The following is a 12,035-nucleotide window of genomic DNA, read 5'->3' as shown; positions in this document are numbered from 1 at the left end:
TGACGGCCAGTTATAACCTTCGGCATATCCTGCACAGGTTTCACCTGTCCAAGTTTGGCCTAGACTGCAACGCTGCCAAATAAGATTGGTCTTCGTATCGGTTATCGTGCCATCACCATTATCTGAATAACGTTGATCAATTAATGGCTTTGCCTGTACTGATGTTTGATAAGCTAGTATTAATACTGCGGCTGTAAACATTACTAAAGCACTAAAGGTATTTTTCAAGATCATTTTCGACTTCCCTTTCAAAAATCTGAATTGTATCAGCGGTAAGCGTGATTAAATCTAACAGTATTTTATGTATTTTAATAACTACATTTCATACTTAATATCAACAAAACAATTAGGATCTTTGATTTTTTATCTTCGAGTAATACCTCCTAAAGCCATAGTATGTGCTCAACATAAATCTGTTGTTTTCAATTGTTAACGTTCCAGAACAATCCGATAACGCACATCGCCTTTCCGTAGTTTTTCAATCGCTTCATTAATCTGCTCAAACGGATAGATCTCTATGACCGGTTTCACTTGGTGACGCTGTGCAAATTCCAGCATTTTACTGCAGGTTTGCATGCTGCCGGTGTCTGAGCCGGAGATGCTTCTTTGTGCTTCTGTAAGATTAAACACTCTGATATCTAACGGCTCCATGGTGGCACCAACAAAATGCAGCCGACCTCTGGGTTTTAACTTACTCAGGTATAGATTCCAGTCAAGTTTGACATTGACGGTAGAAAGGATCATATCGAATTTTCTGGGCAAATCTGCCATAGCGGTTTGATCGCGTGAGTCCACACTATGCTGGGCTCCCATATCCAGTGCTTCCTGTAATTTGGATTTGCTGGTAAATGCGGTGACCTCACAGCCCCAAGCCTTAAGAAATTGCAATGCAATATGACCTAGCCCACCGATGCCGATAACCCCCACTTTATCAGTCGGTTTAATATCAAATTGGACCAGTGGATTGAATACCGTCAGCCCGCCACAAAGCAGTGGTCCTACAGATTTAAGATCAATATGTTCAGGCAATTGAATAACACTATTGGCATTTGCCCGAACCTTATCGGCAAAGCCACCATGGTGGCCGACTATCGTGGGGGTTAACTCAGGACAGATATTTTCATCGCCGTTATGGCATTGTTCACAGGTTTCACAATAATCTGCATACCAGCCTAAACCAACGGTTTGGCCGATTTTCAGGTTAGTTACAGCAGCACCAAGCTGACTCACGGTTCCGACAACTTCATGCCCGGCAACTACGGGATAAGCAGACATTCCCCAATCATTATCAATTATGCTGATATCGCTATGACAAATGCCGCAATACTGAACATCAATCTCAACTTCATGTTCTCCAAGCGGGCCGGGCTCATATTGGTAGGGGGTAAGTTTGGCCCCAGCTTCCAGTGCAGCATAAGCATTAATCATCAGGTGTCCTTAATCTGTCAGCAAAAGATAGTGGTGCGACCATTGTATTGCTGATACGCGCTGTTGATTATCTGAAAATGGCAAACTATGCCGATAGATATTCAATAACCTCATATGTTGATTAGACTTTCACCGATTCAATAACAACTGAAATAAAAAAAGCCCCATCAGCTAAGCTGACAGGGCTTTTATATTGAGAAGCTTAGGTTTTAATCGGCTTCTTTAACAATTTGCGCTTGATGGAAGTTTTCAATACCCATTTTATCAATCAGACTTAATTGAGTTTCCAGCCAGTCAACGTGTTCTTCTTCTGATTCCAGAATTTTCTTGAATAAATCACGAGTGACATAATCAGCAATCTGTTCGCAGTATTGAATGCCTTCTTTCAAATCCGGAATAGCATCCATTTCCAATGACAGATCAGCTTCAAGCATTTCGCGGGTATTTTCACCGATGCGTAATGGGCCAAGATCCTGCAGATTTGGTAAACCTTCCAGAAATAAAACACGTTCCGTCAGTGCATCGGCATGTTTCATTTCATCAATAGATTCATGATATTCATGTTCGTACAGATTTTTCAGACCCCAATCCTTGTACATTTTGGCATGTAGAAAATATTGGTTAATGGCTACCAGCTCATTACCCAAAACTTTATTCAATAACTCAATAACTTTTTTATCGCCTTTCATTGGATTCTCCCTTATTCCTAAATCTGATGTAGACGATTATCGTTGATAAAAATCAAAAGTCAAAGATAAGTTATTGATATTAAAGGCAAATGATAACAATTATCATCTGCATTATGTTCCATTGAGGGAGAGGTAATGATGATTAACCATTAATGCTAAATAAATTAGTGACTTGATGAACAGTCAAAAAACCCATAAAAATCAGGGGAATCAAATTTGGGGGGATTGTTGATGAATTCGGAGTTTAAACAAATTTGTTATATGCGCAACAATAGCGCTAGGCGTTTACCGTTTTACCAACCAGATAGCTATCCTGTTCATAGGAGTGAGGAGCATGTTGTTGTAATACACTATTCACCCTAAACTGGCATTTACCACAGCAGGCTGCTGCTCCGGTGGTTTCACGGATAGCTTCCAGCGTGGCAGCACCAGCATCAATAGATGCTTTTACCTTATCTACATTCACGTTGTTGCATACACAAACTATCATCAAAAACCCCCCGTTGTTTAACGTTGATGTAAATGATAATGATTGTTATTTATTTAGTCAAACACCTTTAGCCATTTTTTGGGAGAAATTCCCGAAATTCTTTGTTGCGATGAATGCATTTACATCGTAACGTTGCTGTACCAAGCGTTAGAGAATTGTATGAAAGCCATATCAGCAACCGTATTAATTGTAGAAGATCACCGTGATTTAGCTGCCAATGTTGGGGATTATCTCGAAGTTGGCGGATTTACTGTGGATTTTGCAAGTGATGGCATTACCGCATTACAGTTATGTGAGGAACACCACTACGACGCTATTGTGCTGGATATCATGTTACCAGGCATAGATGGTTTTGAAGTCTGTCGCAGATTGCGTCAGGAAATGCATATTCAGACGCCCATCATCATGTTGACAGCCCGAGATACCATCAACGATAAAGTGAACGGTTTTGATTTGGGCGCAGATGATTATCTGATTAAACCATTTGAAATGCGTGAACTGGAAGCACGGCTGATCGCGATGATCAGACGCCAGCGTGGTGAGCTTGAAGGCGGAAAGTTAACTGTTGCCGATCTTAGCTATGATTTGGATACGATGCGTGTGATGCGGGGCGATAAGGTGATCAAACTGTCTCCAATCACCCTACATATTTTGCGAATTCTGATGCGCGAATCGCCAAAGATTGTCAGTCGTGAACGTCTGGAAGCTGAAGTCTGGGGTGATGATGCACCAGATAGCGATACGCTCCGCAGTCATCTGTATAACCTGCGGAAAAGCCTGGATAAACCGTTCCAGCATCAGCTTATGCATACCCTACCGGGCGTTGGTTATAAGCTCTGCAGAGAAGAAGATCTTTAAGGGTTAATCAACGACTGCGAAACTGAGCTTTGGGGAAATGCACACTGACCTCGGTACCCTCACCCATCTTGCTGGATAAACGCAGGTTCCATTCATAACGGTTGCATAAACGTTTCACAATGGTCATGCCGATCCCATAACCTGTAGCCTGCTGTTTATCATCGGCACGGAAAAACGGTTTAAACACTTTCTGTATTTGCTCTCTATCCATACCGATCCCACTATCCGCTACTGAAAATCCATCGGACCGAATAGACACTGTGATATTACCCCGCAGTGTGTAGTTGAAAGCATTGCGCAGCAGGTTGCCAATCAGAATCGGCAACACACGTTCCGCAGCCAGCACCACTAAAATGCCTGACTCTTCAACATTAACGGTAATCGGTTTGTCCTGATGAATCATTCGCAGGTTATCCAGTTCAGCAGCAATCAAATCATTGACTGTCACTTCGCGTAGCGGTAATGCTTCGATCTGTTCTCTTGCCAGCAACAGCAAGGTTTCAATCAGCGATTCCATATCCATCAGCGTGCGATACATACGGTTCATTTCTGTTACCGCCTGATCACCGTACTTACGTTCTACCAGCTCCAATGCACCACGGATAACAGCTATCGGCGTGCGTAATTCATGACTGACATCGCGGGTAAAATTGCGTTCACGTTCAACAAACTGTTCCAAGCGATTAGTGAATTCATCCAAAGCCCGAACCAGACTGGAGACTTCATCATCCGGGATATTGCGTAAGTCATCGAGATCCAGCTGAGGGAAATTCCCCTCACGAAAATCGACATCATTCACGGCCCGTGACAATTTCATAATCGGAGAAACCGCTTTATGTGACTGTCGATAAGCAATCCAAGCCAACAGATAAAGCACGATCAACACCAATCCCAGTGGTAATAAGCCAAACACCAGCGCCAATCGTGAAACTTTCACTTCATCGAAAATCAGATACAGACGACGGTTGCCTTTATCCTCGACATATACAATCGGTTGCTGCCCTGCCAACTCAGCACGCTGCAAGCCTGGTCCGAGATCCTGTAAAGCCGTGGGTAAGTCTGAAAAGTCATCCATCTCAGCCATATACGCTTTGAGATTCATGGTGTTAGGTAAAGGAAAGGTGGGATCTTCGGAGCGCATATCCCAGAAATGTTGTGCCTCACCTTCCAGTGCCGCACGTACCAATACATCCTCTAACGTCGCTTTCGCGGCATAAACTCCGGCGATAGCCACCAGGCTGATTAAGGCAATCTGTATCAGAAAGACCTTAACCAGCTTAGCTTGTAGATTGGTATTGGATTTAGCCATTACCTCAGTTTACCCGTTTGGAGAATAAATAATGTGTCACCAACCACTCGGTACCATCACGATAACCGAATAACTCGGCACAGGCCATAAAGAACAGTCGCCAGCGTTGTAACCAGATAGCGCCCTCGCCTTCACCATAGGTTTTATCAAATAACGCTTTAATCTGCTTAGCATTTTTATCGGTGTTGTCCAGCCAGGCTTCGGCTGTTTTCTGGTAATGCTGACCGTTTACCAGCCATTGTTTTTCAATTTGCAATGCATCCTGAAAATGCAACAAAGTATCGGCAGAAGGCATCAGTCCACCGGTAAAGAAATAACGGCCCATCCAATTGTCATCACCCTCGGTTTCAAACGGATACACCACACTGCGATGACAGAAAATATGCACAAACAGTTTGCCTTCAGCATTCAGCCAGCGGCTGACTTTATCCAGCAGTTGCTGGTAATTACGCATATGTTCAAACATTTCAATCGACATGATTCGATCATATTGTGTATCAAGTTCCAGCTCATTCACATCACAGGTAATAATGTGAATATTGGTTAAGCCACGAGCAAACGCTTGCTTTTCAATGTATTCACGCTGTGAGTTTGAATTCGATACGCCAGTAATCCGCGAATACGGGAAACGCTGGGCCAGATAAAGCGTCAATGAGCCCCAACCACAGCCTAACTCAAGAATATCCTGACCATTTTTGAAATCACCACGTTCGATATACACCTCAAGCATAGCTTTTTCGGCCTGATCCAGATTCAACGTGTAGTCATCCCACCAGCAACCGCTGTATTTCAAATGTTTACCCAAAGCCAACTGATAGAACTCGGCCGGAACTTCGTAATGCTGTTCATTGGCGGCCTGGGTTTCTATCGCAATCGGGCTGTTACGCAACATCTCGATGCATTGGTTTTTGATTTCACTGGCCGCCTCCGGATCATAGGCATTTTCATCATGAAGACGCTGTTTGAGTAACTTGCGTATACCGACCCGTATTAACAGATCGGGGACCAAGCCTTTTTCGGCGATAGTGATCAAACTCATGTTTTTTTCCTCCAGGGAATAAATGCACTGGTTGTTTGTTGATAACGGCGATACTTTTCACCACGACTGCGGATCGCCTGTTGTTCGGTATAAGGTATGCCGGTAATGAAATACAGAAATAACAGCATCACCAGCGGTGCAAGCCATAGCCATGCTGCGTGTTCGATACCAATCGCCATTAATGGATAGGCAAACCAGTGCAACCACTCAAAAAAGTAATTGGGATGTCTGGAATATTTCCACAAGCCAGTATCACAGACTTCACCTTTGTTATCGGGATCGGTTTTGAAATCGGCTAATTGGTTATCGGCAATCGTTACCCCGGTAATCGCAATGATGGCAACCAGCAGACCGGCATACTGGGCAATACCCAAAGATTCAATCTGGCCCTGACAGATAAACCACACCGGAATAGCAAATCCCCAGGCCAGCAGTGCCTGAAACTGAAAAAAGAAAAAATGATAAAAACTGGTTTTACTACCCCAGTATTGGCGCAGATATTTATAGCGGCCATCTTCATCTTCACCCAATACGCGTCGGGCAAGATGAAGGCCTAATCTCAAATACCACAGCAGCATAATCATGGCGGCAAGGATGCTTAATGGCAGATAGCCATCACTGGTCAGCAAATGAAATAAGGCTAAAAAGCTCAGTGAAAATGCCCATAACACATCGACAATGCCGGCATTTTTACTGCGTAGCTGCCAAAACCAGCCACCTAACATAACCAGAGATACAATAAAAAGACTAAACCACAGCATGTTGTTTTACCGATTCTTGGTGACGCCAATGCATTGCCAGCGTCATTAATAATGGAATGGCCAGTCCCCAGCTGATCGCAAGAACTACAATCAGTATTTCAGGTTGCAGCCAATCCAATGCCCCCAAGCGACTGCCAGCGTAATAGGAAACCGGACTGGCAATAGCTGAAAAGAGTCCTGCCAGCAAACGACGTTTTAATAACCATGACATTGAATGATTAAGCGTTAAGGCAAAGTTGATCCATAAACACCAAATCCACCATGGCGCAATTGGCTCAATTGTTTGTGCCTGATACGTCATTAAACTCCAGGCGGACCAGCTTGAATCGAGCACCAAACCAATCAAAATCGCCGCCAGCACCAATTTGTAATCCGTCTGTTTCCAGGGATAAAAGCGGAAATGAATGATCAAAAAAACAGCAGTAAATATCACTGCCGGTGAGTTTAACTGGGCGGCGCCACTTAAAACGCAGACAAACCAACCGATTTGAAACAGTACAAAATTAAGGATAGTCAGCCGATCAGGCATACGCTGGACACCACTGCGCTCGGCGATTATCGGCTTTACTGAATAACAAATGCACGTCACTGATACTGCGTTCAGCAAAACCACCTTCGCAGTAACACAGATAAAACTCCCACATTCGAATAAACGAATCTGGATAGCCCATAGCACGGACTTTATCTAATGAGCCCATAAAACGTTCACGCCAGGTTGCCAACGTTATGGCATAACTTGGTCCGATATCTTCCAGACTGGTGAGCTTGAGTTTGGCTTTTGCCGCCGCATTACTCAGCACAGTGACACTGGGGATAAAACTGCCAGGGAAAATATAACGCTTAATAAAATCGACAGATTTGACCGCTTGTTTATAGCGATGATCTTCCAGTGTAATCGCTTGAATAATGGCTAAGCCGTCTGGGGTTAATAAGTCGGCACAACGCTGAAAGTAATTATCGATATAGTGATGACCAACGGCTTCAACCATCTCAATCGAAATCAGCTTGTCATATTGCCCTTGCAGATCGCGGTAATCGTCTAGCAAAACCGTTATTTGATTGGACAGACCCGCTTTATTCACCCGTTGCACAGCATAGTCATATTGCTGTCTGGAAATCGTTGTGGTGGTGACTTTGCAACCATAATGTTGCGCAGCAAATAATGCGCAACCACCCCAGCCAGTGCCAATTTCCAGTAGATGATCTGTCGGTTGTAAATCCAGCTTGTCACACAATCTCGCCAGTTTTTGCTGTTGCGCGGTTTCCAGTGTTTCATTGCCGGTGTAATAAAGTCCCGAGGAATACATCATCCAGTCTTTATCAAGAAACAATTCAAATAACGAATTACCCAAATCGTAATGTGCCGCAATATTTTTGCGACTGCCACTTCGACTATTGCGATTGAGCCAATGAAAACCTTTAAGTAAGGCACCGGTAATTCTGGCAAAGCCTTGTTCCAGCTCATCGGTCAATGACTGATTACGTACCAGAATTCGTACCAAAGCCGTTAAATCGCTGCAATGCCAGTCACCCTGCATATACGACTCTGCTGCACCGACACTACCGCCTTGTACAACAGACTCAAAAAATTGCCGATCATAGACAGTCAACGTGACTGACAAATCGGCGTGAGAGTCACCCAATTCATAAACTTCACCTGCTGTATGTAAATGAATACAGCCTTTCTGAATTCTGCTCAGTTGACGGATAACCGCTTTTTCATAGAGTTTCGACAACCGGCTGATTTTGCCATTTTGCGTTTCAATAATGGCCGATTTACTCATTTATCATCTCCCTGAGATATAACGGGTTGGGTCACAATTTCAGCTTGTTGATCCGGATGACTGAATGATGGGGTATGTTTTCCCCATAAGCGTAATGCCTGCCAGTAAATACGAAGCACTACCCTGAGTGTCTGCAGTGGATAACGAATCGGTAACCAGCGCATGGACTTGGCAGTCATCGGCTGAAAATCCGCATGTAGCGTCGCATCAAACTGCCGTTCACCCTCACGCAATAACACCATATTGATATTGATGGCATCGTTATCCAACTGAAAACGCCATTGATACTGAATATCCATCGGCATAAACGGTGAGATATGGAATTGCTTATCAAAATCAAAACTCCATGGTTGAGTTTTCTGCTGATCAACTTTCAGCACATAGGCATAGCGCTCATTCCACGGTGTATTGTTAATTTCAGCGACAATAAACGCGAGTTGCTCCTGCTCGAAACAGAAATAAAATGTCACCGGATTAAAAATAAACCCCAGATATCGGGGATGGGTAAGGATCTTTACTTTGCCGGAGAATGATTCACCACTGCGTTGCTGGATTAATTCCACAACCGCCTGTTTCAAATCAGCCTGTTCGGATTGCAGATAATCCTTGCGATAAAAACTAATCAGATTGAATCGTTCCAAAGACCAGAATCGTGAGCGTTTAAAATGTGTCTGCAACTCATCCAGATCGAGCATCAGCATGGCTAATGGATACTGAAACTCATGGTTCTTCGGCAAATGCCGCTGATGATGCACCCAGCCGCGATAAATACCATCAGGCAACATCAGCAACCCCTTGCTGAGAATGTTCAAGCGCATCAATAACCCGCAGGGCACTTTTTACACCGTCTTCATGAAACCCCCAACCCCAATATGCACCACAATAAAAGGTATGCTGTAAATCCGTTACTTCATGCCAGCGACGCTGGGCATTCAAGGTCGACAGGTTATAAATTGGATGGGCATAACGACGATGCACCAGCACTTTTTTCGGATCGATTAAATATTCTGAGTTCAGTGAAACAATCAGCTGCTCAGAAGAATTCAGACTTTGCAGCGTATTCATGTGATAACTCACCGTACATTGCTGCTGCAGTTCAGCGCCGACCCGCACATTCCAGCTGGCCCATGCCTGAGGATTTTTGGGCAGTAATTTTTTATCGGTATGCAGATGCATTTCATTTTCCTGAAAGCCTATACCGCCCAACACAGCAACTTCCGTTTCACTGGGCTGATCCAGCATACGTAATGCCTGATCAGCATGAGCCGCAATAATGACTTTATCAAAATGACGTTTTTCACCATTTACCGTCAGGGTTACACCATGTTGGTGTCGCTCGATACGGTGCACCGGCGAACCCGTTATAAATTCGGCATCGCTCCTTCTCACCAGCGCATCAACATAGGATTTGGAACCACCTTTAACCACCCGCCATTGAGGCCGATTTGTCAGCGATAACATACGATGGTTATGCATAAAACGAATAAAATAATGTGCCGGGAAATCGACCACTGACAGACTCGGCCCCGACCACAAGGCACAGGCCATCGGCAGCAAATGATCGTTAATGAAAATATCACTGTAATTATTGATCGTCAGATATTGGCCTAGCGTTAAACCATCATCGTCTTCGTTTAACAATGAAGGCGCTTCACGATAAAAGCGCACCAGATCCCAGAGCATTCGATAAAAGCGTGGGTTAAACAAATTACGTCGCTGACAGAATAATTTATTCAAATCAGTTGCGTTATATTCCAAACCTGACTTGGCATTGCTGACACTAAAGCTCATTGCTGTCGGCTGACTATCCACGCCTAGTTCAGCTAAAAGCTGGCTGAAGTTGGGGTAATTTTGTTCGTTAAAAACGATGAAGCCGGTATCCACATTAAAAGTTTTGCCAGCAACTTCAACTGAATGCGTATCGGTGTGCCCCCCCAGGTAATTACTGGCTTCAAATACCGTCACCTCGTGGCGTTTTGCCAGGTAATACGCCGAAGTTAAACCGGAAATACCGGCCCCGACAACTGCAATTTTCATACAGATGCCTCTGACAGGATCTTCTTGCTTTCACGTTTGTGCAGTGGAACAGTTTTAACGTCCCATATCAGTCCAGACTTCCGCATAAGTTTTAAAACGTAATAGCTGAAATCGACTTCCCACCAATAAAATCCTTGTCTGGCAGAAACCGGATAATGATGGTGATTGTTGTGCCAGCCCTCGCCAAGTGTAAGCAATGCCAGAACAAAATTATTGCGACTCTCATCGCCGGTTTGATAACGTTTTTTCCCGACACGATGTGCCAGGGAATTGATAAGCAGCGTGGCATGCAATAACACCACCGTTGAAATAAAATACCCCCACACCAGCATTTGCCAACCGTTAGTGCCGAGGCCCGGAGCAAATTTCTCCAGCAAAACTCCACTGATAAATAATACTATCGCCAGCAAAACCGGAACCATCAGATCAAAGCGATCCAGCCAACGTAATTCGGCAAAACGTTGCCAATCCGGAACCAACTTATAATCTGCCCGGTAATGTTTGCCTGACAAAAACCACCCCATATGACTCCATAAAAAACCCTGTTTTGGCGAATGCGGATCGGCTGCCTGATCAGCGTGACGATGATGTTGCCGATGATGGGCAGCCCACCATAATGGCCCACGTTGAGTGGCACTTGCACCTATTAACGCAAACAAAAACTGTACTGGGCGCGAAGTTTTAAAGGATTTATGTGCAAAATACCGGTGATAAAACGCAGTAATGGCAAACATTCTGACCAGATATAAAACAACAGCAGTAACAACCGCCACCGTAGAAACGCCAACAACCAATACCGCCAGACAAGCCAGATGCAACACAATGAACGGGACTACTCTCAGCCAGTCAATGCCGGCATCTTCAGTATAAACAGACTCAGCGGAAAAATTGGTCTCACCATTGTCAAACCATTTTCGAATTGATTTCATGAAGTATCTCTTTTTCGATGTGATGAGCTTAGTCAGCAAAGCGTGAATTGCATGTGAAGAATTGCTAAGCACTCTTCACCCCGTTTTCACAAGCGATACGTTTTGATGAACTACGCCAAATAGTGAAACGGAAAAGTCACCATGCTCAGAAAAAGCAATCAACCGAGGTTATCGTGGTTATTACCGTTTTTAATGTTATTAACAGCCTGTAGCGGTAGCACTATGCAAAGCGCCTATCTAGACGATTATCGAAAAGCTCTCTCTGTCGAGGGTTCTGCCCCGTTAAACGATGCCGAAGCTGTAAAAGGTTTTATTGAGGTATTCAATCAGGTCCAGCACGGCGATGTGGCATCCATTATTAACGAAACCTACGCCGAAACCCTCTATTTCAACGACACCTTCCGCACCATCACCGATAGAAACGAGTTGATTGAATACATGCAGCAGACTGGCCAACAAGTGGAACGTCTTGAGGTGCAGATTGAGGATATCGCGCTAAGTAAACAGGATGTCTATGTACGCTGGGTGATGCGAATGCAGTTTTCAGTTATGGGTAAAAAAATAGATAGTGAATCGATAGGCATCAGTCAATTACGCTTTGATAAGGATGGCAAAATTATCCTGCATCAGGATTTTTGGGATGGCGTTGATGGCTTTTATCAATATCTGCCAATTATTGGTTATTCGCTGAGAAAAATCCGGAATCAATTA

General features: G+C 44.1%; 14 protein-coding genes. 2 read left to right on the top strand and 12 right to left on the bottom strand.

Annotated elements, in window-relative coordinates; genetic code table 11:
* The 4 genes from Q7V21_RS14620 to Q7V21_RS14605 form a co-directional block, all read right to left on the bottom strand.
* On the bottom strand, nt 1-234 hold a 234-nt coding region (locus Q7V21_RS14620), incomplete at its 3' end, for a hypothetical protein (protein WP_304917985.1).
* 195 nt (nt 235-429) lie between these two features.
* On the bottom strand, nt 430-1,428 hold the full coding sequence (locus Q7V21_RS14615) for an NAD(P)-dependent alcohol dehydrogenase (RefSeq protein WP_304917984.1): 999 nt from the start codon (nt 1,426-1,428) through the stop codon (nt 430-432).
* A gap of 209 nt (nt 1,429-1,637) precedes the next feature.
* Nucleotides 1,638-2,117 carry a bacterioferritin gene (gene bfr / locus Q7V21_RS14610; RefSeq protein ID WP_304917983.1) on the bottom strand — a complete coding sequence of 160 codons (480 nt, stop codon included), beginning with the start codon at nt 2,115-2,117 and terminating at the stop codon, nt 1,638-1,640.
* A gap of 277 nt (nt 2,118-2,394) precedes the next feature.
* Nucleotides 2,395-2,607 carry a bacterioferritin-associated ferredoxin gene (locus Q7V21_RS14605; protein ID WP_304917982.1) on the bottom strand — a complete coding sequence of 71 codons (213 nt, stop codon included), beginning with the start codon at nt 2,605-2,607 and terminating at the stop codon, nt 2,395-2,397.
* Nucleotides 2,608-2,766: 159 nt separating this feature from the next.
* On the opposite strand from Q7V21_RS14605, the gene Q7V21_RS14600 reads away from it, so the two are divergent.
* Nucleotides 2,767-3,465, top strand: coding sequence for a response regulator transcription factor (locus tag Q7V21_RS14600; protein ID WP_304917981.1), 699 nt, complete (start codon nt 2,767-2,769; stop codon nt 3,463-3,465).
* Between the two features lie 7 nt (nt 3,466-3,472).
* On the opposite strand, the gene Q7V21_RS14595 is transcribed toward Q7V21_RS14600, so the two are convergent.
* From Q7V21_RS14595 to Q7V21_RS14560, 8 genes are read right to left on the bottom strand one after another with little or no spacing between them, the layout of a single operon-like run.
* Nucleotides 3,473-4,774 carry a HAMP domain-containing sensor histidine kinase gene (locus Q7V21_RS14595; protein ID WP_304917980.1) on the bottom strand — a complete coding sequence of 434 codons (1,302 nt, stop codon included), beginning with the start codon at nt 4,772-4,774 and terminating at the stop codon, nt 3,473-3,475.
* A gap of 4 nt (nt 4,775-4,778) precedes the next feature.
* Nucleotides 4,779-5,813 (bottom strand): cyclopropane-fatty-acyl-phospholipid synthase family protein, encoded by a 1,035-nt coding sequence (locus tag Q7V21_RS14590; protein ID WP_304917979.1) that lies wholly within the window; start codon nt 5,811-5,813, stop codon nt 4,779-4,781.
* A complete protein-coding gene (locus tag Q7V21_RS14585) occupies nt 5,810-6,574 on the bottom strand; it encodes a DUF1295 domain-containing protein (protein WP_304917978.1) in 765 nt (254 codons plus the stop codon). Before Q7V21_RS14585 ends, Q7V21_RS14590 begins: the two co-directional genes overlap by 4 nt.
* On the bottom strand, nt 6,561-7,103 hold the full coding sequence (locus Q7V21_RS14580; RefSeq protein ID WP_304917977.1) for a DUF2878 domain-containing protein: 543 nt from the start codon (nt 7,101-7,103) through the stop codon (nt 6,561-6,563). Before Q7V21_RS14580 ends, Q7V21_RS14585 begins: the two co-directional genes overlap by 14 nt.
* Nucleotides 7,096-8,358 carry a cyclopropane-fatty-acyl-phospholipid synthase family protein gene (locus Q7V21_RS14575; RefSeq protein ID WP_304917976.1) on the bottom strand — a complete coding sequence of 421 codons (1,263 nt, stop codon included), beginning with the start codon at nt 8,356-8,358 and terminating at the stop codon, nt 7,096-7,098. Before Q7V21_RS14575 ends, Q7V21_RS14580 begins: the two co-directional genes overlap by 8 nt.
* Entirely contained in the window at nt 8,355-9,143 is a 789-nt protein-coding gene (locus Q7V21_RS14570; protein WP_304917975.1) for a DUF1365 domain-containing protein, read from the bottom strand. The genes Q7V21_RS14575 and Q7V21_RS14570 overlap by 4 nt, the downstream gene beginning before the upstream one ends.
* Nucleotides 9,133-10,395, bottom strand: a complete 1,263-nt coding sequence (locus tag Q7V21_RS14565) for an NAD(P)/FAD-dependent oxidoreductase (RefSeq protein ID WP_304917974.1) — start codon at nt 10,393-10,395, stop codon at nt 9,133-9,135. Before Q7V21_RS14565 ends, Q7V21_RS14570 begins: the two co-directional genes overlap by 11 nt.
* Complete coding sequence (locus tag Q7V21_RS14560; RefSeq protein ID WP_304917973.1) at nt 10,392-11,324, bottom strand: acyl-CoA desaturase; 933 nt, start codon at nt 11,322-11,324, stop codon at nt 10,392-10,394. Before Q7V21_RS14560 ends, Q7V21_RS14565 begins: the two co-directional genes overlap by 4 nt.
* Nucleotides 11,325-11,465: 141 nt before the next feature.
* On the opposite strand from Q7V21_RS14560, the gene Q7V21_RS14555 reads away from it, so the two are divergent.
* On the top strand, nt 11,466-12,035 hold a 570-nt coding region (locus Q7V21_RS14555), incomplete at its 3' end, for a nuclear transport factor 2 family protein (protein WP_304917972.1).

It is taken from the genome of Methylophaga sp., assembly GCF_030651745.1.
This window is presented reverse-complemented; position numbering and strand designations above follow the sequence as displayed.

What these genes read in the sequence shown, in the direction of transcription:
- Q7V21_RS14615 (WP_304917984.1), bottom strand. Translation starts at nt 1,428, where the DNA reads ATGATTAATGCTTATGCTGCACTGGAAGCTGGGGCCAAACTTACCCCC.
- bfr (WP_304917983.1), bottom strand. Translation starts at nt 2,117, where the DNA reads ATGAAAGGCGATAAAAAAGTTATTGAGTTATTGAATAAAGTTTTGGGT.
- Q7V21_RS14605 (WP_304917982.1), bottom strand. Translation starts at nt 2,607, where the DNA reads ATGATAGTTTGTGTATGCAACAACGTGAATGTAGATAAGGTAAAAGCA.
- Q7V21_RS14600 (WP_304917981.1), top strand. Translation starts at nt 2,767, where the DNA reads ATGAAAGCCATATCAGCAACCGTATTAATTGTAGAAGATCACCGTGAT.
- Q7V21_RS14595 (WP_304917980.1), bottom strand. Translation starts at nt 4,774, where the DNA reads ATGGCTAAATCCAATACCAATCTACAAGCTAAGCTGGTTAAGGTCTTT.
- Q7V21_RS14590 (WP_304917979.1), bottom strand. Translation starts at nt 5,813, where the DNA reads ATGAGTTTGATCACTATCGCCGAAAAAGGCTTGGTCCCCGATCTGTTA.
- Q7V21_RS14585 (WP_304917978.1), bottom strand. Translation starts at nt 6,574, where the DNA reads ATGCTGTGGTTTAGTCTTTTTATTGTATCTCTGGTTATGTTAGGTGGC.
- Q7V21_RS14580 (WP_304917977.1), bottom strand. Translation starts at nt 7,103, where the DNA reads ATGCCTGATCGGCTGACTATCCTTAATTTTGTACTGTTTCAAATCGGT.
- Q7V21_RS14575 (WP_304917976.1), bottom strand. Translation starts at nt 8,358, where the DNA reads ATGAGTAAATCGGCCATTATTGAAACGCAAAATGGCAAAATCAGCCGG.
- Q7V21_RS14570 (WP_304917975.1), bottom strand. Translation starts at nt 9,143, where the DNA reads ATGTTGCCTGATGGTATTTATCGCGGCTGGGTGCATCATCAGCGGCAT.
- Q7V21_RS14565 (WP_304917974.1), bottom strand. Translation starts at nt 10,395, where the DNA reads ATGAAAATTGCAGTTGTCGGGGCCGGTATTTCCGGTTTAACTTCGGCG.
- Q7V21_RS14560 (WP_304917973.1), bottom strand. Translation starts at nt 11,324, where the DNA reads ATGAAATCAATTCGAAAATGGTTTGACAATGGTGAGACCAATTTTTCC.